General features: G+C 73.6%; 21 protein-coding genes and 1 tRNA gene. 3 read left to right on the plus strand and 19 right to left on the minus strand.

All coding sequences use genetic code 11. From position 1 onward, the window contains the following. Positions 1–1,032 precede the first annotated feature (1,032 nt). Positions 1,033–1,284, plus strand: coding sequence for a helix-turn-helix domain-containing protein (locus AB0G14_RS24320; protein WP_357701019.1), 252 nt, complete (start codon positions 1,033–1,035; stop codon positions 1,282–1,284). Here AB0G14_RS24320 and AB0G14_RS24325 read toward each other — a convergent pair whose 3' ends face one another. Continuing rightward, a complete protein-coding gene (locus AB0G14_RS24325) occupies positions 1,285–1,524 on the minus strand; it encodes a hypothetical protein (RefSeq protein WP_357701021.1) in 240 nt (79 codons plus the stop codon). Positions 1,525–1,735: 211 nt separating this feature from the next. On the opposite strand from AB0G14_RS24325, the gene AB0G14_RS24330 reads away from it, so the two are divergent. Beyond that, positions 1,736–2,917 carry a site-specific integrase gene (locus tag AB0G14_RS24330; RefSeq protein ID WP_357701023.1) on the plus strand — a complete coding sequence of 394 codons (1,182 nt, stop codon included), beginning with the start codon at positions 1,736–1,738 and terminating at the stop codon, positions 2,915–2,917. A 114-nt stretch (positions 2,918–3,031) separates the two neighbouring features. On the opposite strand, the gene AB0G14_RS24335 is transcribed toward AB0G14_RS24330, so the two are convergent. The 9 genes from AB0G14_RS24335 to ald all read right to left on the minus strand — a co-directional run bounded on the left by AB0G14_RS24335 (position 3,032) and on the right by ald (position 11,599). Then, positions 3,032–3,105, minus strand: a tRNA-Pro gene (locus tag AB0G14_RS24335). A 203-nt stretch (positions 3,106–3,308) separates the two neighbouring features. Beyond that, entirely contained in the window at positions 3,309–4,712 is a 1,404-nt protein-coding gene (der, locus tag AB0G14_RS24340; protein ID WP_357701025.1) for a ribosome biogenesis GTPase Der, read from the minus strand. Continuing rightward, positions 4,709–5,389, minus strand: a complete 681-nt coding sequence (gene cmk / locus AB0G14_RS24345; RefSeq protein ID WP_357701027.1) for a (d)CMP kinase — start codon at positions 5,387–5,389, stop codon at positions 4,709–4,711. The genes der and cmk overlap by 4 nt, the downstream gene beginning before the upstream one ends. A 154-nt stretch (positions 5,390–5,543) precedes the next feature. Beyond that, positions 5,544–6,314 carry a pseudouridine synthase gene (locus AB0G14_RS24350; RefSeq protein ID WP_357701029.1) on the minus strand — a complete coding sequence of 257 codons (771 nt, stop codon included), beginning with the start codon at positions 6,312–6,314 and terminating at the stop codon, positions 5,544–5,546. Then, positions 6,301–7,248, minus strand: a complete 948-nt coding sequence (gene scpB, locus AB0G14_RS24355; protein WP_357701031.1) for an SMC-Scp complex subunit ScpB — start codon at positions 7,246–7,248, stop codon at positions 6,301–6,303. Before scpB ends, AB0G14_RS24350 begins: the two co-directional genes overlap by 14 nt. Beyond that, complete coding sequence (locus tag AB0G14_RS24360; RefSeq protein ID WP_357701033.1) at positions 7,245–8,276, minus strand: ScpA family protein; 1,032 nt, start codon at positions 8,274–8,276, stop codon at positions 7,245–7,247. Before AB0G14_RS24360 ends, scpB begins: the two co-directional genes overlap by 4 nt. A gap of 54 nt (positions 8,277–8,330) precedes the next feature. After that, a complete protein-coding gene (locus AB0G14_RS24365) occupies positions 8,331–9,254 on the minus strand; it encodes an AAA family ATPase (protein WP_036375269.1) in 924 nt (307 codons plus the stop codon). Positions 9,255–9,479: 225 nt separating this feature from the next. Then, positions 9,480–10,472 (minus strand): site-specific tyrosine recombinase XerD, encoded by a 993-nt coding sequence (locus AB0G14_RS24370; protein WP_357701067.1) that lies wholly within the window; start codon positions 10,470–10,472, stop codon positions 9,480–9,482. Positions 10,473–10,483: 11 nt separating this feature from the next. Continuing rightward, positions 10,484–11,599: an alanine dehydrogenase gene (gene ald / locus AB0G14_RS24375; RefSeq protein WP_357701036.1), complete on the minus strand. Its 1,116-nt coding sequence runs from the start codon at positions 11,597–11,599 to the stop codon at positions 10,484–10,486. Positions 11,600–11,824: 225 nt separating this feature from the next. On the opposite strand from ald, the gene AB0G14_RS24380 reads away from it, so the two are divergent. Then, the gene (locus AB0G14_RS24380; protein WP_350712398.1) at positions 11,825–12,148 is read left to right on the plus strand and encodes a TM2 domain-containing protein; all 324 of its coding nucleotides are present in this window, start codon (positions 11,825–11,827) and stop codon (positions 12,146–12,148) included. 76 nt (positions 12,149–12,224) lie between these two features. On the opposite strand, the gene AB0G14_RS24385 is transcribed toward AB0G14_RS24380, so the two are convergent. From AB0G14_RS24385 to recN, 9 genes are all read right to left on the minus strand, one after another. After that, positions 12,225–12,863 carry an NUDIX hydrolase gene (locus tag AB0G14_RS24385; RefSeq protein ID WP_357701038.1) on the minus strand — a complete coding sequence of 213 codons (639 nt, stop codon included), beginning with the start codon at positions 12,861–12,863 and terminating at the stop codon, positions 12,225–12,227. Beyond that, the gene (locus AB0G14_RS24390) at positions 12,860–14,611 is read right to left on the minus strand and encodes a CTP synthase (RefSeq protein ID WP_357701040.1); all 1,752 of its coding nucleotides are present in this window, start codon (positions 14,609–14,611) and stop codon (positions 12,860–12,862) included. The genes AB0G14_RS24385 and AB0G14_RS24390 overlap by 4 nt, the downstream gene beginning before the upstream one ends. Positions 14,612–14,761: 150 nt before the next feature. Then, positions 14,762–17,083 (minus strand): hypothetical protein, encoded by a 2,322-nt coding sequence (locus AB0G14_RS24395; protein WP_357701042.1) that lies wholly within the window; start codon positions 17,081–17,083, stop codon positions 14,762–14,764. Continuing rightward, positions 17,083–18,282: a glycosyltransferase family 4 protein gene (locus AB0G14_RS24400; protein WP_357701044.1), complete on the minus strand. Its 1,200-nt coding sequence runs from the start codon at positions 18,280–18,282 to the stop codon at positions 17,083–17,085. The genes AB0G14_RS24395 and AB0G14_RS24400 overlap by 1 nt, the downstream gene beginning before the upstream one ends. A 55-nt stretch (positions 18,283–18,337) precedes the next feature. Further along, positions 18,338–20,035 (minus strand): lipid II flippase MurJ, encoded by a 1,698-nt coding sequence (locus tag AB0G14_RS24405; RefSeq protein WP_357701046.1) that lies wholly within the window; start codon positions 20,033–20,035, stop codon positions 18,338–18,340. Between the two features lies 1 nt (position 20,036). Next, positions 20,037–20,903 carry a hypothetical protein gene (locus AB0G14_RS24410; RefSeq protein ID WP_357701048.1) on the minus strand — a complete coding sequence of 289 codons (867 nt, stop codon included), beginning with the start codon at positions 20,901–20,903 and terminating at the stop codon, positions 20,037–20,039. A 58-nt stretch (positions 20,904–20,961) separates the two neighbouring features. Beyond that, positions 20,962–21,900 (minus strand): copper transporter, encoded by a 939-nt coding sequence (locus AB0G14_RS24415; RefSeq protein ID WP_357701050.1) that lies wholly within the window; start codon positions 21,898–21,900, stop codon positions 20,962–20,964. Between the two features lie 27 nt (positions 21,901–21,927). Further along, positions 21,928–23,106, minus strand: coding sequence for a putative cytokinetic ring protein SteA (gene steA, locus AB0G14_RS24420; RefSeq protein WP_350712376.1), 1,179 nt, complete (start codon positions 23,104–23,106; stop codon positions 21,928–21,930). 119 nt (positions 23,107–23,225) lie between these two features. After that, a complete protein-coding gene (gene recN / locus AB0G14_RS24425) occupies positions 23,226–24,983 on the minus strand; it encodes a DNA repair protein RecN (RefSeq protein WP_357701052.1) in 1,758 nt (585 codons plus the stop codon). Between the last annotated feature and the right edge of the window lie 76 nt (positions 24,984–25,059).

Here is a 25,059-nt window from a genome sequence, read left to right on the forward strand (position 1 = left end):
TTCCTCCTCGGCGAGTGGGTGCTCGCCGCGTCGTCACCATAAACGCGAGGATCTTCCCCAGGGGATGCACCATCCGAACGGTCGGGCCATGTCGTCCTCGCACATGGGGATCTTCCGGTCTGCCAGTGGTCGCTGTCTGCCGTGCCCTCTGCCGTCGGCTCCGCATGCGCGGGAGCCTTCGACGAAGCGAACCTGACCCTGGAGGAGGGCATGTCGTTTCCCGCACTCGCAGGGCCTCTTCCGATCCGCACAACTAAAGGTGGAGGCCAATAATTCATTCCGCGCGCGCAGATCTTTGGTGCGGATCGCGTCGGCGACCATCTCTGCGTTGCCCCGCCTGCTCACCGACGAGGTGCGGATCCTCGGACCCGATCATCTCCACATCCTCGCTACCCGAAACAACTTCGTTTACTGACGGGAGAAGCCGGAGACCGGACGAGCGTTGCCACTGCCCTCACCTACCTGCTCGCCGGCCAGGTGCGGGTCCTCGGACCCGATCCCCCCAACACCCTCAACACCCGCCACACCTAGCCTGCCAGCAAGGGGAGGCCAGAAACTAGCCGGCGCCGCCACCGCCCGGGCCGACCTGCTGACCGACGAGTTGGGTCCTCGAACCCGATCACCCCCACCCTTGTCACCCGTAACAGCCTCGCCTACTGGCGAGAGAAGGCAGACGAGGCGGCGGGAACCGAGCACCCGGCAGCGGCACAGGCCATAGAGGGTGGTACTCCCCCGTGACCTGGAGAGTTTAGGTGACCCTCGCCGACCGCCGGATCACCCGACTTGGCGCGATCAAGCTGCCGAACTCCCATCCGTAATTCCGCAGTCCTGCCGGTCGCGTTGCCGTCAACGCTTTCAGCGGTGGCGAGTGCCGGATGAACGAGGCGCTACCAATGCTCTCGGCCACGCAGCCAAGGAGAGGTAGCGCCACAAGCAACGCTGAGGCCGGATGGTCGTGTCGAGGCATGTCAGACCGTGCCTCTCCGGCCGGACACCCCGGCGTCCGACCCCCTCGACCTAAGGAGCAGGGTGATGACCGTCAGCACTCTCAACCGGGACGAGCTACTGCAACTACCCGCGATGGTCGATCTCGCGACCGCCGCTCGCGCTCTCGGCGTCGGCCGCACGAAGGCTTACGAACTGGCGAAGAGCGGCACCTTCCCCTGCCCGGTGCTTCGCATCGGAAACACCTACCGCGTACGCACAGCGGACCTACTCAACCTCGTCGGCATTGAACCACAGCAGCCGGGCCGTGAGGACCTTCCAGCCCGGACGGACACATGACTACGCCTCTCGCTGACGGCCGGCCTCGTCCGACGCAGCGGCCGCCCACGCCGGCCGGTACCGTCCGGCGAGCACGTCATCGACGAGCAACGCGACAATCCCGGACGGCGTGAGGTCAGGCCGCATCACCGCCAGCCTCTCCATCTCCGAAGGCGTGAGCCGGATCTTGACCTGCTGATCCCGCTTCTCGCGCGCCGGCAACGGCGGCAGGTTCTCGGCGACAGGACGCTGTCGCGGCATGCCTCAACTCCTCGGCGAGCACTCGAACGGCTGGATGACGAGTTGAGGTTCCCACATCCCACATCGCCTATCACCAACCGGCGAGGCACGCGCCACCTCGGGCCCAAAAGTAGGTACCGCTATTAGGTACCATCACTTTCAGCCTCACCGCTGATTCAGGCATGGAAGCCAGGGCGATAACTCATCCCTCCCTGAAAGGAACAGGACCGACGTGAGCACCTCGGACCCGATCAAGAAGGTCACTCTTCGGAGCGGCAAGACCCGCTACCGGTTCGTCATCGACATCGGGCGCAAACCGGACGGACGTCGGGACCAACGGACGTACACCTTCGACACCAGGAAGGAAGCCAAGGCGGAGTACGCCCGCATCAAGCACGAGACCGACCGGGGCACGTACGTCAAGCCCGGCAAGATCACCGTCGACGAGTTCCTCGACGAGTGGTTGACCTCCGCTACCCGCGATGTCGAGAAGGCCACCGCCGCCAACTACCGCGACGCGCTCCTCCCGGTCCGCGCCCGCCTCGGCAGCAAGCCACTCCAGGATGTCACCGAGGCCGACATCGAGGCGCTGATCGACTGGATGCTGACGGAGGGCCGCCGCCGCGGCGGCAAGCCGGGAACGGGGCTGGGAGTCCGATCGGTGCGTCTGACTCTCGGCCGGCTCCGGACGGCACTGAACGTCGCGGTTCGCCGCCAGCTCGTGGTGCGGAACGTTGCAGCGTTCGCAGCCATCCCCAGGGCAGCGGCGAAGGCCGCCATTGAGGCGAGGGCCGAACGCAAGCCATGGACGCAGGAGGAGGTGAAGGCGTTCCTGACCGGCATCACCGGCGAACGCCTGTACGCACCCTGCCTACTCTCGCTCATGGGCCTGCGACCGGCTGAGGTGTGTGGCTTGCGCTGGTCCGATGTCGACTTCGAGGCCGGCACGATCGCGGCCGGGGAGAACACTCGGACGCTCGTCGATGGCGAGATTGAGGAGAAGGAGGCCAAGTCAGCGGCTGGCAAACGCGGGCTTCCCATGCCGGCGACGGTCGTGAAGGCGCTGAAGGCGTTCCAGACCTTGCAGAAGAAGGAGCGCCTGAAGGCGGGCGACGTCTACGTCGACAGCGGCTACGTCCTGGTGAACGAACTCGGTCAGCCGCAACGTACCGACTGGCTCCGCCGCCGGGTGTACGAGCTGATGGCCAAGGTCGGGGTACGCAAGGTCCGGCCGTACGACGCCCGGCACGCCTGCCTGACCTACCTCGCCGGTGCCGGGGTGCCGGACGTGGTGCTGGCTGCCTGGGCCGGCCACGCGGACGGCGGCACGCTCGCCAAGCGGGTCTACGTCCACCCCGACAACAGCCACCTCAAGGTGGCGGCCGAGCACCTTGAATCAGGGCTGTTCGGGTGACTTTTGACGCCCAGATTTCAGCAGTACGAGCGTACGTGATGAATTGTGAGACGGAACAGCAAGAAGGCCTCGACCCACCGAAGTGAATCAAGGCCCTGACCTGCTGTTTTACTGTCGGGACGGCCGGATTCGAACCGACGACCCCTTGACCCCCAGTCAAGTGCGCTACCAAGCTGCGCCACGTCCCGATGCTCCCGCAAGGTTCTCCCCGCGACAGCCGGTACAGCTTAGCGCACGATCATCCCGTCGCCCGCACTGGCCCCTGCCGCCCCCGAGCCGCGTCGCCCACCTCACCATCCGCAGAGCGTCCTAGGAGGATAGGGAAGAGATTGGGAGCGGAAAATGCCGGATGGGAGCGGTGCTCCCATCCGGCATCAGGTCCGGCCAGGGGTCAGCCGTGCGCCTTACCGCGGCCGCCCGGGCCGAGCTTCTTGCGGGGGCGTACCGAGATCTCGATCGGGCTACCCTCGAAGCCGAACTCCTCGCGCAGCTTGCGCTCGACGAAGCGCTGGTAGCCCGCGTCAAGCGGACCGGTGGTGAACAGCACGAAGCGCGGCGGGGCCACGCCGGCCTGGGTGGCGAAGAGGATCTTCGGCGCCCGACCGCCGCGCACCGGGTGCGGGGTGGCCTGCACCAGGGCGGTCAGCCACGAGTTGAGCTGCGCCGTCGGCACCCGGGTCTCCCAGCTCGCCAGGGCCTTGCGCAGCGCCGGCGCGAGTTTGTCGACCGCCCGGCCGGTCCGCGCCGACAGGTTGAGCCGGATCGCCCACGGGATCCGGCGCAGCTCGCGCTCGATCTCCTTGTCCAGGTAGTACCGGCGGTCGGCGTCGACCAGGTCCCACTTGTTGAAGGCGATCACCAGCGCCCGGCCGGTTTCGGTGACCATGGACAGGATCCGCTGGTCCTGCTCGCTGATGACCTCGCTGGAGTCGAGCAGCACCACCGCTACCTCGGCGGCCTCGATCGCCGACGCGGTCCGCAGGCTGGCGTAGTACTCGGTGCCGCTGGCCTTGCCCACCCGCTTGCGCAGGCCCGCCGTGTCCACCAGCTGCCAGGTCTCCCCGCCGATCTCGACGAGGCTGTCCACCGGGTCCACCGTGGTGCCCGCCACCGAGTCCACGACCGCCCGCTCCTCGCCCGAGAAGCGGTTCAGCAGGCTGGACTTGCCGACGTTCGGCCGGCCGACGAGGGCCACCCGGCGCGGGCCGCGCGGGCGGTGCTCGACGATCTTCGGGGCCTCCGGCAACGCGTCCATGATGGCGTCGAGCAGCTCGCCCGAGCCGCGGCCGTGCAGCGCCGACACCGCGTACGGCTCGCCGAGGCCGAGCGACCACAGGGAGGTCGCCTCCATCTCGATGGAGGTGTTGTCGGCCTTGTTCGCGACCAGGATCACCGGCTTGGCGCTGCGGCGCAGCATGCGTACCGCCGCCTCGTCCACATCGGTCGAGCCGACCATCGCGTCGACCACGAACAGCACCACGTCGGCCGTGGCGACCGCCGTCTCGGCCTGCGCCGCGATCGCGGCCGCCCGGTCCTTGGCGTCGGGCTCCCACCCGCCGGTGTCCACCACGGTGAACTGCCGGCCCGCCCACTGCGCGTCGTACGGGACGCGGTCCCGGGTCACCCCGGGGATGTCCTCGACGACCGCCTGCCGGCGGCCGATGATCCGGTTGACCAGGGTCGACTTGCCCACGTTGGGACGGCCGACCACGGCCACGACCGGCTGCGGGCCGGTCGCTTCCTCGGTGTCGACGTCCGGTTCCCGCAGCTCCACCCAACCGTCGGCGTCGGTCATGCCACTCCCCGCTCGGTCAGCAGGTCACGCAGGCGCGCGACGACCTCGTCGATGCCCAACTCGGTCGTGTCCAGCACCACGGCGTCGGCGGCCTGCGCCAGCGGGTCGGCCTTGCGGGTCGAGTCGAGCCGGTCCCGCCGGGCCAGGTCGGCGGCGGTGGCCGCCACGTCGGTGGCGTCCTCGGCGCTGCGCCGGGCGGCCCGGGCCGCCTCGGAGGCGGTGAGGTAGACCTTCAGGTCGGCGTCCGGCGCCACCACGGACCCGATGTCGCGGCCCTCGACCACGATCCGGCCGGCGTGGGCGATCATCTCGCGCTGCCGGGTGACCAGCAGCGCGCGCACCGCCGGCACGGCGGCCACGGCGGAGACCGCCCCGGTGACCTCCGGGCCGCGGATCTCGGCGTCGACGGTCACGCCGTCGGCGGTCACGCCGTACCCCGTGGGGTCGGTACCGATGCGCAGGTCCACCTCGCCGGCGACCTTGGCCACCGACTCGGTGTCGGTCAGGTCGACACCGGAGTGCAGCACGGCCCAGGTGATGGCCCGGTACATGGCGCCGGTGTCGAGGTAGCGAGCACCGAGGCCGACGGCGAGCCGCCGCGAGACGGTGGACTTACCCGAACCGGACGGCCCGTCCACAGCGACCACGCAGCGCCCGGCCCGTACGTTTTCCTCCACCGTTGTCCTCCTCAGCCCGTACCCCACGAAACGCCCACCGCGTCCCGCGAGCGGTTTCCACACGTCCTCAATCATGCCCGGCGGCGCGCGAGGTCGCCGCCGGCCGCCGGGCCGCCACGGAGCCTACCGGCAGCCGTACCCGCGAGCCGGCCGGTCAGTCACCCACGGCCTTGAACAGGGCGGCGACTTCCGCGTTGGTCAGCCGCCGGGTGCGCCCGGCGCGCAGGTCGCCCAGCCGGATCGGCCCGATGGCGGTACGCACCAGCCGGCTCACCGGGTGGCCCACCTCGGCGAGCAGCCGCCGGACGATGTGCTTGCGCCCCTCGTGCAGGCTCAGCTCCACCTGGGCGGTCCGGCCCAGGGTGTCCACCACCCGGAAGGAATCGGCCTTCGCCGGGCCGTCCTCCAGCTCCACGCCGGCCGTCAGCCGCTTGCCGAGGTTGCGCGGGATCGGCCCGGACACCTCGCAGAGGTAGGTCTTCTGCACCCCGTACGACGGGTGCATCAGCTTGTGCGCGAGGGTGCCGTCGTTGGTGAGCAGCAGCAGGCCCTCGCTGTCGGCGTCGAGCCGCCCGACGTGGTAGACCCGCTGCTCCACCCGGTTGCCGAGGAAGTCGGCGAGCGCCGTCCGCCCCTTCTCGTCGGCCATGGTGGAGACGACCCCGCGCGGCTTGTTCATGGCCAGGTAGACCAGGCGGGTGTCGGCGACGAGGCGTTCGCCGTCGACGTGGATGACGGCGGTGGCCGGATCGACCTTGTCGCCGAGCTGGGCGACCCGCCCGTCGACGGTGACCCGGCGGCGGAAGATCAGGTCCTCGCAGGCGCGCCGGGAGCCCACGCCGGCGGCGGCCAGCACCTTCTGGAGGCGCTCGGCCCCCTCGAAGACGGGCGCGTCGGGGCGGGGGGTGCGGTCATCGCGTGGCATCGGCAAGCTCTTCTACGTCGTCGGGAAGGAACGGGGCCAGCGGCGGGAGGTCGTGGACGCTGTTCAGCCCGAGCTTCTCCAGGAACATCGTGGTGGTCCGGTAGAGGAACGCCCCGCTGTCCGGTTCGGTGCCGCACTCCTCCACCAGCCCGCGGGAGACCAGGGTACGGATCACCCCGTCGCAGTTGACACCCCGGATGGCGGAGATCCGCGACCGGGTCACCGGCTGCTTGTAGGCGACCACGGCCAGTGTCTCCAGCGCGGCCTGGGTCAGCCGCACGGACTGCCCGTCCAGCACGAACCGTTCCACGTAGGTCGCGTATTCCGGGCGGGTGTAGAGACGCCAGCCACCCGCGGCCCGGCGCAGCTCGAAGCCGTGCCCGGCGGCGGTGTAGCCCGCGGCGATCTCGTCCAGCATCGGGCCGATCCGCTCGGCGGGCTGCTCCAGCACCTGGGCGAGCGTCAGCTCGCTGACCGGCTCGTCGACCACCAGCAGGATCGCCTCCAGCGCCCCGCGCAGTTCCGCGTCGTCGAGTTCCGGCGCCGGCGCGGGTGCCGGCGCCGCCCGCCGCCGCCCGGCCGGCTGCTTCGTCGGTACGCCCGCAACCGCGTCCTGTGCCGCGGTCTCCGCCTGCCCAGCGCCCTGCGCCGCCGGGTCAGGCCGCTCCGCGCCTCGTTCCGCCGGGTCAGGCCGCTCCGCGCCCTGTGCCGCCGTCCCGCCCTGCCCGGTGCCCTCCCCCGCGGCGTCCCCGAGGGTCTCCCCCGTGCCGCCGGCCGGCGCGGCGGGGACCTCGGAGGGATCCGGCACCTCCGGCGGCGGGTCGCTGCCTGGATCACCCGACGGCGACTCGGCCGCCGGGGTGGGTCGCTGCCAGGGTGGGATCCAGGCGGCGGCCTGGTCCGCCAGGGAGTCCCGGCGCTCCTCGCTGCTCATCCGCTCTGCTCCTCCGTCGTCGCCGTCCCGTCCCCGCCCGCCGCCGCGCCCGCCCCGGCCTCGTGGGCCGGGCCCGCCGCACTCGCGGCGGCGCCCGGCGGGCCCGCAGGCGGTGTCTGGTCCGCCGGTTCGGCGGGAGTGCCGGCGTACTCGTCGATGTGCAGGTCCGGGCCGCCCTCGGCGGGGCCGGTCCAGCGTACGGTCAGCTCCTCCAGGGCCTGCTCCTGGACGAAGGCGACCAGACCCTCCCGGTAGAGCTCCAGCAGCGCCAGGAACCGGGCCACCACCTCCAGGGTGGCGTCGCAGTCGGCGCAGAGCAGCGAGAAGGTGGCGGTGCCGGCCCGGCGCAGCCGCTCGGTGATGATCGCCGCGTGCTCCCGGACGCTGACCCGGACCATGTGCACGTGGGCGATCGACACCTCCGGCACCGGCTTCGGCGTCATCGCCCTGATCGCCAACTTCAGCAGCCGCTCGGGGCCGATGCCGAGCACCAGGTCCGGCAGGGCCTCGGCGTACCGGGGCTCCAGGGTGACCGCCCGGGGGTAACGCCGGCCGCCGACCTCCTCCAGCGCGGCGATGTGCGCCGCCGCCTCCTTGTACGCCTTGTACTGCAGCAGCCGGGCGAAGAGCAGGTCCCGCGCCTCCAGCAGGGCGAGGTCCTCCTCGTCCTCGACCTCGGCGGCGGGCAGCAGCCGGGCGGCCTTGAGGTCGAGCAGGGTGGCGGCGATGAGCAGGAACTCGCTGGCCTCGTCCAGGTCCCACTGGTCGCCCATGGCCCGGATGTACGCGATGAACTCGTCGGTGACCCGGTGCAGCGCCACCTCGGTGACGTCGAGCTTGTGCTTGCCGATCAGCTGGAGCAGCAGGTCGAACGGGCCGGTGAAGTTCGCCAGCCGGACGGTGAAGCCGCCGCTCTCCGCCGCCTCGGGCACGCCCCCGGGACTCGCCGGCACCTCGGCGGCGGACTCAGCGGCCCGCACGGGCGGCTGCTCCGGCGTCGCGGGCGGATCGAGGGGTGGCGCGGTCACCGGAAGACCGTAGTCCACGCCCCGGACGCCTCGGCGTGAAGGTACACCCCGGGCCTACCGCTCCGCCTGGGCGGCGATCACCTCGCGGGCGAGCTGGCGGTAGTTGCGGGCGCCGGACGAGGCCGGGTCGAGCGTGGTGATCGGGGCACCGGCGACGGTGGACTCGGGGAACTTGACGGTCTTGGTGATCACCGTCTGGTAGACCTTGTCGCCGAACGCCTCCACCACCCGCTGGAGCACCTGTCGGCAGTGGGTGGTGCGACTGTCGTACATGGTGGCGAGGATGCCCTCGAGCTCCAGGTCGAAGTTGAGCCGCTCGCGCACCTTGTCGATGGTGTCCAGCAGCAGGGCGACACCGCGCAGGCTGAAGAACTCGCACTCCAGCGGGATGAGCACGCCGTGCGCGACCGTGAGCGCGTTGATCGCCAGCAGGCCCAGCGAGGGCTGGCAGTCGATCAGGATGTAGTCGTACTCCTTGCGGATCGACCGGAGCACCCGGGCCAGGGCCATCTCCCGGGCGACCTCGTTGACCAGCTGGATCTCGGCCGCGGAGAGGTCGATGTTGGCCGGCAGCAGGTGCAGCCCCGCCACGTCGGTCTTGATCAGGACGTCCTCGGCGGTGACGTCGTCCTGCATGAGGAGGTTGTAGACCGACAGGTCGAGGTTGTGCGGGTTGACCCCCAGCCCGACCGAGAGGGCGCCCTGCGGGTCGAAGTCGACCAGCAGCACCTTGCGGCCGTATTCGGCCAGCGCGGCGCCCAGGTTGATGGTCGTGGTGGTCTTGCCGACGCCGCCCTTCTGGTTGGCCATCGCGATGATCCGGGCCGGGCCGTGCCGGTCGGTCGGCATCGGCTCGGGGATCGGCTTGCGCATCGTGTAGGCCGCCGGATCCGCCGGGCCGAGATCCGCCCCGAGCGTGGCCTGCTGCTCGCGGAGCTCCGACGTCCAGGTCTCGGCACGGTCACCGTTGCCAGCCATGTCCTCGTTGCCCCCTCCCGACGACCACCCGGCGTCGGAGCCGTCCGACGTCCTGCGCGGCGCCGCTGCGCACCCCGTCTGCCTCGCCCCAGGAGGTCCGCGCCGATGCCGACTGTACGCCACCGGCCGGCGGGCCGGTCGCACCCGCTCGGCGTGTCGCCGCCCCGCCGACCAGGCCACCCCCGGCGGACCGGCCGACGCCCACCGGCCGGACGGTCGACGGGGTCAGCCGCGGGCCCGGGGATGGGCGGTGGCGTACACCTCGCGCAGCCGTTCCACGGTGACCAGCGTGTAGACCTGGGTGGTGGTCACCGAGGCATGACCGAGCAACTCCTGCACCACCCGCACGTCCGCGCCGCCGTCGAGCAGGTGGGTGGCGTAGGAGTGGCGCAGGGTGTGCGGAGAGACCGCCTGCGGCCCGTCCACCGGCAGGCCGGCCCGCTGGGCGGCGCGGCGCAGGATGGTCCAGGCCCCCTGCCGGGACAGCGCGCCGCCGCGGGCGTTGAGGAACACCGCCGGGGTGCCCCGGCCGGCGGCGGCCAGCCCGGGCCGGGCCCGCACCAGCCAGGCGCGCAGCGCCTCGACCGCGTACCCGCCGATGGGGACCAGCCGGGTGCGACCGCCCTTGCCGCGCAGGACGACGGTGCCCTCGTCGACGTCGACGTCGTCGACGGCCGCGCCGACCGCCTCGGAGATCCGCGCCCCGGTGCCGTACAGGAACTCCAGCAGCGCCCGGTCACGCAGCGCGAGCGACGCGCCGTCGCCGGTGGCGGTCACGGCGCCGGCGGTCTCCAGCAGCCGGACCACGTCGTCCACCGGCAGCGCGCGGGGCAGCCGGCGCGGCGGGGTGGGCGGGCGGACGTCGCGGCTGGGGTCGCCGCCGGCCAGCCCCTCGCGCAGCGCGAAGCGGTGCAGCCCGCGCACCGCGCTGGCCGCCCGCGCCGCGGACGAGACCGCCAGCGGCGGGTGCGCGTCGTCGCCGGCCCGCAGCCGGGACAGGTGCTCCTCGACCTGGCCGGGGCCGACCGCCGCCAGGTCCGGCACCCCGGCCGCCGCCAGGGTGGCCAGGTAACGCTCCAGGTCCCGGCGGTACGACGAGAGCGTGTTCGCCGACAGTCCGCGTTCGACGGTGAGGTGGTCCAGGTAGCCGCGGACGGCACGGCGCAGGGCCGGCGCGGGCTCCGCGCCCGCGCCGGCCCCGTCCGGTGTGCCGGTCAGCCCGCCGCCCCTCAGGCCAGCGCGTCGGCCAGCGGCAGGGCCCGCATGCCGTGCGCCTCGGCGACCGGGCCGTAGGTGACCTGGCCGTCGTGGGTGTTCAGGCCCAGCGCCAGCGCCGGGTCGCGGCGCAGCGCCTCCCGCCAGCCGTGGTTGGCCAGCTCCAGGGCGTACGGCAGGGTGACGTTGGTCAGCGCGTAGGTGCTGGTGTGCGGCACGGCGCCCGGCATGTTCGCCACGCAGTAGAAGATCGACTCGTGGACCTTGTAGGTCGGGTCGGCGTGCGTGGTGGGACGCGAGTCCTCGAAGCAGCCGCCCTGGTCGATGGAGATGTCGACCAGCACGCTGCCCGGCTTCATCCGGGAGACCAACTCGTTGGAGATCAGGGTCGGGGCCTTCGCGCCGGGCACCAGCACCGCGCCGATGACCAGGTCCGCGTCGAGCACGGCCCGCTCGATCTCGTACGCGTTGGAGGCGACCGTCTGGAGGTGGCCGCGGTAGATGGCGTCGGCCTGACGCAGCCGGGCGACGTTCTTGTCCAGCAGCAGCACCTCGGCCTGCAGGCCGAGCGCGATCGCGGCGGCGTTCATGCCGGAGACGCCGGCGCCGATGACCACGGTCTTCGCGGCGTAGACACCGGAGACGCCGCCCATCAGGATGCCCCGCCCGCCGCCCTGCGCTTGCAGGTGGTACGCGCCGACCTGCGGTGCGAGCCGGCCGGCGACCTCGGACATCGGGGCGAGCAGGGGCAGCGACCGGTCCGGCATCTCCACCGTCTCGTAGGCGATGCCGGTCACCTTGCGGTCGAGCAGCGCATCGGTGCATTCCTTGGACGCGGCCAGGTGCAGGTAGGTGAAGAGCACCTGCCCCTCGCGCATCCGGTGGTACTCCTCGGCGACCGGCTCCTTGACCTTGAGCACCAGCTCGGCGGTGTCCCACACCTCGTCGGCGGTGGCCAGGATCTTGGCCCCGGCGGCGGCGAAGTCGTCGTCGCTGATGCTGGACCCGACCCCGGCACCGGCCTCGACGAAGACCTGGTGACCGCTGCGGACGAACTCGTTGATGCCCGCCGGCGTGATCGCCACGCGGTACTCGTGGTTCTTGACCTCGCGGGGGATTCCGACCTTCACGATGCAGACACCTCTCTCCGGGGCTGCTCTCCCCCGACTGCTCGGCGCCACGACGGCCCCTTTGCCGCCACGGTCCACCGGTCCCGTCGGCGGCAGTCTAGGCGCGCCGCCGCCCGAAATGAGCCAGCACAGTGACATCCGGTGCCCGCCCACCCTGACGAAGTGTCAGGCGTCGACCCGGCCGGCGGTGGGACGCCACCTCAGCCGTCAGGACAATGTTCGTCCATTATCGTCCCATCCAGTGGGTCCCGCTGCGGACACGACGAGAGTGGATCACTAGGGTGTCGCCTCATGACCACACCTCCTTACCAGCCCGGTTACCCGACGGGCGTTTCCGACAAGAGCAAGCTCGTCGCCGGTCTCCTCGGCATCCTGCTGGGCGGCTTCGGTGCCGGCCGGTTCTACATGGGCGACACCAAGACCGGTGTCCTCCAGCTCGTGGTGACCATCGTGACCTGCGGCTTCGGCAGCCTCTGGGGCCTCATCGACGGCATCCTGATCCTCGTCAACGGTGGCGTCGACGGGCAGGGCCGGCCGCTGCGCGACTGACCCGACCGGGACGACGAAGGGGCCGTGCGGTGAACCGCACGGCCCCTTCCCACGTACCGCGTCCGGCGCGGCCGACTCAGCGCGGCGGCGGCGTGTCCGCCCGGCGCAGCGCCGACCAGCCGGCGTCGCGGGCCCGGGCGGCGGCGAGCAGCCCGGCCACGCAGGACGCGTTGGTGATCTCCCCCGCGAGGACCATGCCGACCGCCTCGTCCAGGTCGATCCGGACGACCTGGAGGTCGGCCTCCTCCTCGCTGCGCTCGTGGCGCCGCTCGGCCGGCACGTCGGTCAGGTCCCGGGCCAGGAACACCCGGACCAGCTCGTTGGTGAAACCCGGCGAGCTGTGCAGGTCGACCAGGACGTCGAGCCGTCCCGCGACGAGGTCGACCTCCTCGGCCAGCTCCCGGGCCGCGGCGGCGGCCAGGTCCTCGCCGGAGACGTCGGTCAGCCCGGCGGGCAGCTCCCACAGGTGCCGCCCGACGGGGTGGCGGTACTGGCGGATCAGCACCACCTGGCCGGCGGAGTCGAGCGCCACCACGGCCACCGCGCCGACGTGCCGGACGAAGTCCCGGACCCCCGTCCCGCCACCCGGCATGGTCACCTCCTCGCTGACCACGTCGAAGATCCGGCCGCGGTAGCGCTCGGTGCGGGAGCGCACCTCGTAGCGGTGCTCGACGGCGCTGCTGTGCCCGACGGTCTGCTCGCTCCGCTCGCTCACGACGCCGACGCCGCCTTCGCGGCGGCGCCGCCGTTGCGGGCGGCCTTCTTCGCCGCCGCGTTCTCCGCCGCCTCCAGGTCCACCGGGAGCTGGTCGGCCTCGGAGTACGCCACGGCCGCCTTGACGAAGGAGGCGAACAGCGGGTGCGGCCGGGTCGGGCGGCTCTTCAGCTCCGGGTGCGCCTGGGTGGCCACGAAGAACGGGTGCAGGCCGCGGTCCAGCTCGATGAACTCGACCAGCCGGCCGTCCGGCGAGGTGCCGGAGAAGCGCAGGCCCACCTTGGTGAGCTGGTCCCGGTAGGCGTTGTTCACCTCGTACCGGTGCCGGTGCCGCTCGCTGATCTCGGTGCTGCCGTACGCCTCGGCGACCAGCGAGCCCTCGGCCAGCTTCGCCGGGTACGCCCCGAGCCGCATCGTGCCGCCCAGGTCGCCCCTGCCGGCGACGATGTCCTCCTGGTCGGCCATGGTGGCGATGACCGGGTGCTTCGCCTCCTCGTCGAACTCCAGCGAGTTGGCGCCCTCCAGGCCGGCCAGGTGCCGGGCCACCTCGATGGTCATGCACTGCAGGCCGAGGCAGAGGCCGAGCAGCGGGATGCCGTTCTCCCGGGCGTACCGGGCGGTGCCGATCTTGCCCTCGATGCCACGCACCCCGAAGCCGCCCGGGATGACGATGCCGTCCACGCCGGCCAGGGCGGCCGCGGCGCCGGTCGGGGTGACGCACTCGTCGCTGGGCACCCAGCGCAGCTGCACCCGGGCCCGGTGGCCGAAGCCGGCGGCCCGGATCGCCTCGCTCACCGACAGGTACGCGTCGGGCAGGTCGACGTACTTGCCGACCACGGCGACGGTGACGGTGTGCCGGGGCTGGTGCACCCGGTCCAGCAGGTCGTCCCAGCTGGCCCAGTCCACGTCGCGGAAGGAGAGGCCAAGCCGGCGCACCACGTACGCGTCGAGGCCCTCCCGGTGCAGCACCTTGGGGATGTCGTAGATGCTCGGCGCGTCCGGTGCGGCGGTGACCGCCTCGCGGTCGACGTCGCAGTAGAGCGACAGCTTCTGCTTGACCTTGTCGGGGATCTCCCGGTCGCAGCGCAGCACCAGCGCGTCGGGCTGGATGCCGATGCTGCGCAGCTGGGCCACCGAGTGCTGGGTCGGCTTGGTCTTCAGCTCCCCCGACGGCGCCAGGTACGGCACCAGCGAGACGTGCAGGTAGAAGCAGTTGTCCCGGCCCAGGTCGTGGCGGACCTGCCGGATCGCCTCCAGGAACGGCAGCGACTCGATGTCGCCGACCGTGCCGCCGACCTCGGTGATCACGACGTCCGGCACCTGGCCGTCGTCGTCCGGGTCGGCCATGGCCAGAATCCGCGACTTGATCTCGTTGGTGATGTGCGGAATGACCTGGACGGTGTCGCCCAGGTACTCGCCGCGCCGCTCCTTGGCGATCACGTCCGAGTAGATCTGGCCGGTGGTGACGTTCGCCTTCCCGGAGAGCGCCCGGTCCAGGAAGCGCTCGTAGTGCCCGACGTCGAGGTCGGTCTCGGCGCCGTCCTCGGTCACAAAGACCTCGCCGTGCTGGAACGGGTTCATCGTCCCCGGGTCGACGTTGAGGTAGGGGTCGAGCTTCTGCATGACCACGCGCATGCCGCGCGCGGTGAGCAGGTTGCCGAGGCTGGAGGCGGTGAGGCCCTTACCCAGCGAGGAGGCGACGCCCCCGGTGACGAAAATGTGCCTGGTCGTCCGTGCTGAAGGGGCCAAGGCCTGCTCCCGTGTCGTCCGTCGCGGTCGTGCAGACCGCCGTGCCGATCAGCAAAGTGATCACGCGATCCACGGGATTCCACGGTAACACCTCACCCGCCCCCGCCGCCCGGCGCACCCGTACCGGCCGTCCGGGTGTCGCCGGCCGACTCAGGAGGCCGTGACCTCGGTCGATGGCCGGCCGGCCGACGCGTCCGGCCCGGTGACCGGATCCGCGGCGCTCGCCCCGGCGCCCGCCGGCCCCGGGCCGTCCGGGCCGTCCGGGCCGCCGTCGTCCGATCCCCCGCCGCCGCCCGACCCGCCGCCGGCCCCGCCCGGCCCGCCGTCGCTCTGGCCGGCCCCGCCCGGCCCGTCGTCGCTCTGGCGGGCCGCGTCGGGCTGGGTGCGGTCGGTCGAGTGGTCGAGTACCCGCAGCGCGGCCAGCGCCGCCATCGGCACCACCAGGGCGCCGGCCGCGCCGGCCACGTCCAGGGCGTCGCCGCCCAACACCCCGCCGGTCACCGCGGCGACGGCGGTGCCGGCCATCGCCGCCCGCATCGCCGGGTAGATGCCGAACAGCCGCATCAGCCCGCCCCACGGCTGGAGCAGGGCGAACCAGACCAGCAGGGCGCCGGCCAGGGCCAGCACGGTCAGCGGGCTGTTGACCAGGGTGTCGAAGTTGGCGGTGCTGGAGCGGTGCACGGTGAGCCCACCGGTGCCGTCGCCGACGGCGGCCAGGAACCGGCCGAGGCTGCCCCGCTCGGCGGCGGGCCGGCGCAGGTCCAGCACCGCGAAGCCGATGGTCAACGCCAGCCCGGCCATGGTCGCCCAGGCCAGCCGGCTGATCGTCAGCCAGCCGCCGGCGCTGATCGCGGCGGCGACGCTCAGCCCGGCGGTCAACGCGATCGCGCCGACCGGGTCGGACCCCAGGTACGGGCTGCCGACGACCACCACGGCCGCGCCGCCGACGACCACCATGACGATCGGCCGCCAGGACCGGCGGACCCGCTGGGCCAGCCACCCCGCGCTCAGCAGGGCGCCGGCCAGGAACACGCCGAGCCCGACGGTGCCCAGCCCGGCGTACCGGCCGCCCTCCAGGGCCGAGTAGCCGACCACCCCGTTGAGCTGGAGGCGGGCGCCGGTGAGCACGTCCACCCCGACGGCCAGCGTGGTCAGGCCCGCCACCGCGCCCAGCGGGCCGAGGGTGCTCGCGTACCCCGGCGCCAGCCGGACCACCGCGGTCGCGGCGACCAGCAGCAGCACGGTCACCCCGGCGAAGTAGACGCCGGCGTGGTCGCCGCGCCACCACGGCACCGCGTCGGCGAGCAGGGCGGCCGGCACGGCCAGGGCGGCCCCGATCAGCAGCAGCTCGACGACCGACACGACCCGCCGCGACACCGGCTCCGGGCCGTACGGGCCGGCGTGCCGGCGGGCCCGGCGCAGCAACGGCAGCACCGCCACCGCCAGGAGCACCTGGACGCCGGCGAGCAGGGCGAAGAACCAGTCCGCCACCCGCCGTTGGGCGGCCGCCTCCCGGTCGGCGTCGGCGGGCTGCGCGATCGCGGTGGCCAGGTCCGCCGGCCGCCCGCCGACCGATTCGGCCGGCCGGCCGAGGAAGAGCCGCTCGGGCATCGGCCGGCCCAGCGCGGTGAGCGCGGTCGGTGCGAGGTCGACCAGTTGCAGGTAGCCCTCCCGGCCGGTGCTGGCCGAGGTGAGCCACCCGCGCTCCCAGCCCGGCCCGTCGGCGACGGCCACGTGCAGCCGGGACGGCACCTCGGTGTCGGACACCCCGGCGACGATCACCAACGAGCGGGGCGGCCGGGCGGCGAGCACCCGGGCCAGCCGGGCGTCGGCCTCGCGGGCCGCCGCGGCCCGGGCCGTCGGGTCCTCGCCGGCGACCGTGCCGAGGTCGACGATGCTCAGCACGCACGAGCCGAGCAGCTCGGCGGGGTCCTCGGGCAGGGCGGCCGCATACCGGTCGACCCGGCCGAACGGCCGGGCGGCGGCCACTGCCGCGCCGGGCCCGACCGCCACCGAGCAGCGCACCGACTCCGACAGCGCGCCGGGCACCGCGCCCCACGGCAGCCGCTCCTGATTGTGCAGGACGACGCTCTCCTGGTCGGGCAGGTTCGCGCCGATACCGTCGGGTTGCTCCACCGTCACCGCCGTCGGGGGGCAGCCCCCGGCCTGCCGGCTGCCGTTCCAGGCGGCGAAGCTGCCCGCCCCGAGGGTCAGCCAGCCGTCCACGGGGCAGGTCGGCCGGTGCGCGGAGCGCACCGAGAGGGAACCGATGGAGCCGTCGCGGGCCATCCGCCACAGCGTCGGGGTGGTCTCCGGGTCGACGTCCTCCCAGCGCAGCCCGGCCACCCCGGCGAGCACGACGAAGTCGGCGGTGCGCTCGGGCGCCTCCCGGTCCGGCCGGGCGGTCAGCGCCGCGATGCCGAGCGCCACCACGACCAGGGTCAGCAGGGCCGGGGCGAGTCTGCGCAACATCACCGGCGTCCCGTCGACGGGGCGTGACCGTCACGTCCGGGTTCGGCGGGCCCGCCGTCGGCGCCGGGGGCGGCGGATCCTGCCGCGTCCGGGGCCAGCTCGGCGTAGAGCGCCGCGAGCTGGGCGAGGGTGTCCGCCTCGGTGGGCCAGGTCGCGGCCCGGGCGGCGCCCCGCCGGCCCAGCGCGGCCCGACCGGCCTCGTCGTCGAGCAGGGCGCGCACGGCCGCGTCGACCGCGTCCACGTCCCCGGGCGGCACCAGCGCCGCGGCGTCGCCGACCAGCTCCGGCAGGCCGCCGACGGCGGTCGCCACCAGTGGTACGCCGGCCCGCATCGCCTCCTGTGCAAAGAGCTGACGGGCCTCCCAGTCGCTGGTCACCAACGCCAGGTCGGCCCCGGCGAGCAGGTCGGCCACGTCGGTGCGGTGCCCGAGCAGGGTCACCGGGGCCCGGGCGGCGGAGATCCGGGCGGCCAGCGGCAGGTAGGCCGGGCCGCTGCCGGCGATCACCACGACCGGTGCCGGGGTCCGGGTGCGCCACCGGGCCGCCGCGTCGACCAGCACGTCGTACCGCTTCTGCGGGTGCAGCCGGCCGACCGAGAGGATCAGCGGCTGGTCCGGGCCGACGCCGAACTCGGCGCGGACGGCGGCCCGGCGGCGGCGCGGCGCGGGCAGCGCCGGCGCGGCGACCGGGGCGAGCCGGGCGTCCGTCGCGCCCAGCGCGGCGGCCCGCTCGACGAGGTCGGCGGAGGCGCCGAGGGCCACCCGGGCGCCCCGGGCGACGACCCGTTCGACGAGGCGGGACACGCCGCCGCGCAACCCGCCGGCGAGCACCGCGTTGTGCCAGGTGACCACGAGTGGCACGGCCGGCCGGGCGAGGACGGCGACCAGCCCGGCCCGCAGCCCGTGGGCGTGCAGCACGTCGACCGGCTCGGCGGCGAGGGCCCGGCGCAGCGCGCCCACGGCACGGGCGTCGGCAGGGGTCGGGCTGGCCGGGATCTCCACCGGCCGGAACCGGGCGCCGACGCCGGTGAAGTCGAACTGCTCCTGCGCCGCGGCGGGCCCGCAGACCAGCACGGCGGCGCCCGCGGCGGTCAGCCCCTGGGCGAGGGAACGGACGTGCTGTCCGACCCCGCCGGTGCTGGAGGCGAGCAGCAGGGCCACGGTGCCGCGCCAGTTGGTGTCCGGTGTCGGTTCCGTCACCGGGACCACCCCCGCTCGTCGGTCGCCGCCGGCCGGTCACCCGTCCTGCACCCGCTCACCGGGACACCGTCTCCTTCCCGTCACCCCGTTCCGGGGGGATCTCGCCCTCACCCGTCCGTTCGGCGGGGGCCGTCGGCGCGCGCCGGCCCCGGCTCAGCCGCCGGAGCACCCCGGCCAGCAGCGGTCGCACGTCCCGCCGGTCGACCAGCCAGACGACGGCGAGGAACACGACGCCGACCAGGACTCCGGACAGCATGCCCTGCACGAGTGCGGCCGGTGTCGTCGGGGTGCCGTCGCCGGCCGCGTCCAGCCAGCGGGCGGTGGCCGCCCCGGCGAGCGCCGCCAGGGCACCGGCGAGCAGCCCGGCGGCGCCGGCCCGGCCGACGCCGGCGAGCGCGGCGGCCCCGGCCGAGCGCAGCACGGCGGCGAGCAGCAGGCCGCCGAGCAGCAGCATCCCGGCCGAGTTGGCCAGGGTGACCGCCAGCACCCGGTCCGCCACCGGGAGCAGGGCCGCCAGCGGCACCGCCGCCACCGGCACGGCCAGCCAGCCGGCGGTGATCGCCACGGTGGCGGGGCGGGTGTCGCCGCGGGCGTAGAGGGCCCGGGAGAGCACCGCGAAGAGGCCGTAACCGAGCAGCCCCGGGGCGAAGCCGGCGATCCCGGCGGCCGTGGACCCGGGATCGTCCGGGTAGAAGAACGAGGCGACCGGCGCGGCGGTGCCGACCAGGGTCGCCGCGCCGAGGCAGCTGAACAGCAGCACGCCGCGCGCGGTCGAGGAGAGCGTGTGCCGGTAGTCCCCGTCGTCCCCGGCGGCCGCCGCGGTCGCCAGCGTCGGGTAGGCCGCCACGGCGAGCGGCACCGCCAGCACCGCCCAGGGCAGCAGGTACATGGTCTGGGCCAGGTTGAACACCTGCGGCGAGCCGGTCGGGCCGCCGGAGACCCGGTTGAGCAGCACCAGCAGCGCGATCTGCTGGGCGGTGACGGTGACGGCGCCGGCCAGCGCCAGCCCCTTCACCCGCGCCCGGGCGTCGGCGGGGAACGCGTACCCGGGGCGCAGCCGCAGCCCCAGCCGGCGCAGCGGGATCAGCAGCGACAACGACAGCACCACCACGCCCGCCGTGGTGCCGCCCGACAGGATCAGCTCGCCGCCGCGGCTCACCTGCGCCACACTCGCGCCACGTCCCTCGGCGCCGCCGAAGGCGAGGTAGACCACGATCACGGTGAGGCTGGACAGCAGCGGCGCGATCACCGGCCAGGCGAACCGGCGGTGCGCCTGGAGCACGCCGGTCAGCACGATGCCGATGCCGTAGAGCGGCAACTGCGGGGCGAAGACCCGCAGCATCCGCGCGCCGGCGGCCACCTCCGCCTCGGAGCGCCCCTCGCTGATCAGCGACACGACCGGGTCGGCCGCCACCGCGACCAGCACGGCCAGCGGCACCAGCAGGGTGACCGTCCAGGTGAGCAGGGCGCCGGTGGTGGCGGCCACCGCGCGCCGGTCCCCGGCCGCGACCGGCCCGGCCAGCAGTGGTACGACCAGACTCGCCAGCGCGCCGCCCGCGACGATCTCGAAGATGATGTTCGGGACCGTGTTGGCGATCACGTACATGCCGCCGAGGTCGCTCTTCTGCACGACCCAGGTGAAGACGGCGGTGCGGCCGAACCCGGCGAGCCGGCTGAGCACGGTGAGGACGGCGATGAGCGCGGCCGCTCCGGCGACGCGGCCGGCGCCGGCGAGGGGTGCCGGGGTAGTCACGTCAGTCGGCGCGACGGCCCAGCGCGTCGAGTTCGCGCAGCCCGGGGGTGCGCTGGATGACCTGGGTGAAGCTGACCTTCTCGCTGGCCGCGGTGAGACCGGCGAGCACGGCGAGCAGCCCGGCCCGCCCGACCGGCCCGGTACGCGCGGCCAGCGCCACGCCCAGCAGCGCGCCGAGCGCGTTCGCACCGCTGTCGCCGAGCATCACGTCCTCGCCGAGGTCGTCGGGGAGCAGCCCGGCGGCGGCGCCGACCGCACCCGCGGCGATCCCGCCGTGCGGGCCGCCGGCCAGCGGGGCGCCGAGCAGGATGCCGGACTTAAGGGCCCGGCCGGGTCGCAGGTCGAGCAGGTTCAGCAGGTTCGCGGTGCCGGCGATGACGCCCGCGCCGAGCAGCACGTCGACGCCCCGGCCCAGCGTGCCCTGCCGCTGGCGGCGGCGGTGCCCGGCCACCCCGGGGTCGGTGGCGAGCAGCGCGGCGGCGCCGAGCCCTACCGCGCCCACCCCGACGACCTTGACGAGCCCGGCGGTGATCCGGCCCTCGCGCAGCGCGGCCAGGTGACCGGCGAAGCCCTTCGCCGCCTTCTGTTCCGGCCGCGCCCCCACCACGTCGTCGTAGAGCCCGACGGCCCCGGCACCCACCCCGGCGACCAGGGCCGCGGCCCCCGAGGACGCGCTGGAGGCGCCGAACGCGCCCGCGCCGGCGGCCCCGGCGGCGAGCGCCGGCCCGGCGGCCAGGGTCACCGTGCGGCCACGGAAGTTCGTCCGGCCCAGGGCCGGGCCGGCCGGCGAGGTGCGCACCTCGCGCAGCGCGTACCGGGCGGCGGCGGCGCCCGCCCCGGCGATCAACAGTCGACCGAGCAGACTCATGCGGCCCCCTCCCGCTCGTGCGTGCGGCTGGATCCGGACACCGGGGTACGTCGCTCGCTCACTGGGGCAGTCTAGGCAGCAGGGTGGCATTGTCGCCGACGCCGTACTGCCCGGCCTTCTTCTCGGTCACCTGCTGCACCATCGCGAGGGCGGTGACCAGCTGGCCCTGGACGGTGTTGGCGTTGTCGACGGTGGAGATGCTCTGCACCAGCACCGGGTCGCTGCGGACGGCGGCGACCAGGTTGCCGCCGGTCGAGCCGTTGCCGGCGACGACGATCGTCCCGGCGCGGTCGAACTGCTCGGCGACCTTGAGCACCGACTCGTCCTTCTTCGCCGAGTCCTTGTCCACGTACGGCTGCCCGCTGACCACGACGACGGCCTCCGCCGACGCGCTGACCCGCTCCTCGGTGGTCAGGTAGTTGGCGTTGGTGTACGCGGCCAGCACCGCCCGCCGGTCGGCCTCGGTGACCGGGGTGGCGCCGGGCGCCCGGTCCAGCAGGACGCTGGCCAGCAGCGCGCTGGACGTCTCCACCCCGTTGCCGTTGCCCGGCAGGTCGGCGGTCGGCGCGCTGGTGGGGCGCGCGGCGGTGACCGCCAGTTCCAGCAGGTCGTTGTTGTTGTCCGGATTGATGAATTTGTCCTGCAGGTCGATGCGACCCGTCATCTCGGCCCCGCCGAGCTGGAGCATCTTGACCACGCCCTCGGTGTGGTCCCGCCCGGTGGGCAGGGTCACCACCACCACCCGCTTGCCGGCGAGCTTGCCCGGCAGGAACAACTCCGCCATCTGGGCCGCGAAGTCCTCCTCCAGCTCCAGTTCCTTCTCCATGCTCTGGACCTGCTGGCGCATCAGCTGGTTGTCCTTGCGCAGCCCGTTGACGTTCTCCTTGAGCGAGTCGGCGACCGGGCCGTTCAGTGCGGCGGTGCCGACCACCAGACCGATCGCCAACGCGAGGAAGACCGCGGTCAGGGACACCACGTGGTACCGGAAGTTGATCACACCTGCAGCCTCTTGATCGGTCGGACGCTAGAAAAGCTGTTCAAGCTGGAACACGAAATTGTTCCACCACTCGGAAACCACACCCAAATACGCCTTGCCGACGGTGGAGACCGCCACGGCGGAGGCCATCGCCGCGATCGCGGAGAGCACCAGCAGCAGCAGCGAGGACCCGGAGATGCTCTGCCGGTAGAGCCGGCTCACACCCTTGGCGTCGACGAGCTTGCCGCCGACCTTGAGCCGGGTCAGGAACGTGGAGGCCATGCCGCCGCGGCCCTTGTCCAGGAACTCCACCAGCGTGGCGTGGGTGCCGACGGCGACCAGCAGCGAGGCGCCCTTCTCGTCGGCGAGCAGCATGGCCAGGTCCTCGCTGGTGGCCGCGGCCGGGAAGGTCACCGCCGGTACGCCGAGCCCGGTGACCCGGGCCAGGCCGGGCGCCCGCCCGTCCGGGTAGGCGTGCACGATCACCTCGGCGCCGCAGCGCAACACGTCGTCGGTGACCGAATCCATGTCACCGATGATCATGTCCGGCGTGTAGCCGGCCTCCACCAGCGCGTCCGCGCCGCCGTCGACGCCGATCAGCACCGGCTTGAACTCGCGGATGTAGGGACGCAGCACGTCCAGGTCGGCCTTGTAGTCGTAGCCGCGCACCACGATCAGGCAGTGCCGCCCCTGGATCTCGGTCTGGATCTCCGGCACGCCGACGCCGTCGAGGAGCAGGGCACGCTCCTGCTTGAGGTAGTCCATCGTGTTGGCGGCGAACGCCTCGAGCTGGACCGACAGGCCCTCCCGGGCGTCGGCCATCGCCTTGGCCACCGTCTCGGCGTCCTGGAGGCTGCCGTGCGCCACCGGCTCGTCGCCGACGTAGACGGTGTTGCCCTCGATCCGGACCGTGTCGCCCTCACGGATCCGCTCGAAGATCCCCTCCCCCAGGTCGTCGAGGAGCGGGATGCCGGCGCCGATCAGCACCTCCGGCCCGAGGTTGGGGTAGCGACCGGAGACCGACGGCTTCGCGTTGAGCACGGCGGCGACACCGACCGCGACGAGCGAGTCGGCGGCGACCCGGTCCACGTCGACGTGGTCGATGACCGCGATGTCACCGGGGCGGAGCCGGCCGACCAGGCGCTTCGTCCGGCGGTCCAGGCGCGCGGTGCCGAGGATTCTGCCCGGTTCCGCGTTCCGGGTCCGGCGCAACGTGGGTAGACGCATCGTGACCATCCTGGCATGTGAGGCAGGCATTTCTGTCGCGACATGCCTGAGCAGGGCCGCCTACCCAGGGAAGCACACTAGCGCGCAGGCCGGTGTGCCTGTGCTCACAATCGCCGCCCTCACGGACGCCTTTCCCGGGCCGCCACGGCGAGAAGCTCCTCGGCATGGGCGATACCCAGGTCGGAATCGGGCAAACCCGCGAGCATCCGGGCCAGTTCCCGGGCCCGCTCCGTGTCCTCCACCACGCGGACCCCGCTCGTGGTGACCGCTCCGCCCGTGTCCTTCGCCACCACCAGATGCCGGTCGGCGAACGCGGCGACCTGCGGCAGGTGGGTGACCACGAGCACCTGGTGGCTGCGGGCCAGCCGGGCCAGCCGCCGGCCGATCTCCACCGCCGCCTGGCCGCCGACCCCGGCGTCCACCTCGTCGAAGACCAGCGTGGGCGGCCCGCCCGAGCCGGCGAAGACGACCTCGATGGCGAGCATCACCCGGGACAGCTCACCACCGGAGGCGCCGCGTTGCAGCGGCAGCGCGGGCGCGCCGGGGTGGGCCAGCAGGCGCAGCTCGACCTCGTCGCCGCCGTCCGGGCCGACGCCGACCTCGGCGCCGTTGACCGGCAGGCTCGGCTCCGCCCGGCCGGCCGGCCGCGGCAGCACCGCCACCTCGATCCGGGCGTGCGGCATGGCCAGGCCAGCCAGCTCGACGGTGACCTGCTCCGCGAAGCGGGTCGCCGCCTCCTGCCGGGACGTCGACACCCGGCCGGCCAGGTCGGCGACCTCGCCGGCCAGCCGCGCCGACTCCCGCTCCAACTCGTCGAGGAACTCGTCGGAGGTGTCCAGGTCGGACAGTCGGGTGCGGGCCCGTTCCGCCCAGGCGATCACGCCGTCGACGTCGTCGGCGTACTTGCGGGTCAGGGCGCGCAGCGCCGCCCGGCGCTCGTAGAGGGCCTGCAACCGGGCCGGGTCGGCGTCGAGCGCGGCGAGGTAGGCCGACAGCTCGGCGGAGACGTCCGCCACCAGCGTCGCCGCCTCCTCCAGCCGCCCCGCCAGCTCGCCGAGCGCCGGATCCGTGCCGGCCTGCGCCTCCAGGGTGCGCCGGGCGGTGCCGAGCAGCGCCGTGGCGTCAGGGGTCTCGTCGGCCGCCTCCACGCCGCCGGCCACGCACTGGTGGGCCAGCTGCGCCGCGGTGCGCAGCCCCTCGGCGTGCTCCAGCCGCTGCGCCTCCGCCTTCAGCTCGTCGTCCTCGCCGGGCTGCGGGTCGACCCGGGTGATCTCGTCCAGGCCGAGCCGCAGCAGGTCGGCCTCCTGGCTGCGCTCGCGGGCGTTGCGCCGCCGGTCGGCCAGGTCGTCGACCACGGCGCGCCAGCGGGCGTACGCCTCGCGCAGCGCGTCGAGCAGCTTCTCGTGCTCCGGGCCGGCGAACCGGTCCAGCGCGGCCCGCTGCTCGGCCGGACGCAGCAGCCGCAGCTGGTCGGACTGGCCGTGCACGGCGACCACCTGCTCGCCCACCTCGCCGAGCATGGCCACCGGCATGCTGCGCCCGCCCAGGTGCGCCCGGGACCGACCCTCCACCGTGACCGTGCGGCTGAGCAGCACCGAACCGTCCTCGTCGGGCTCGCCGCCGGCGTCGACGACCCGGGCGTGCACGGTGGCGGCGACCCGGCCGTCGAGCCGCAGCCGCCCCTCGACCACCGCCCGGCCGGGCTGGGCGCGGACCCGCCCCGCGTCGGCACGGCCACCGAAGAGCAGGCCGAGGCCGGTGACCACCATGGTCTTGCCCGCACCGGTCTCGCCGGTGATGACGTTCATGCCGCCGGTCAACGGCAGCGTGGTGTCCTCGATGACGCCCAGTCCGGTGATGCGCAGCTCTTCCAGCACAGCAACCGACAGTAGACGCGGCCCCCGACACTTGACCAGCCGGCGCGGGCGTACCGGGGCGTCGCGCCCCGCCTCA

The organism is Micromonospora sp. NPDC023814 (assembly GCF_040639595.1).
Lineage (GTDB): Bacteria > Actinomycetota > Actinomycetes > Mycobacteriales > Micromonosporaceae > Micromonospora.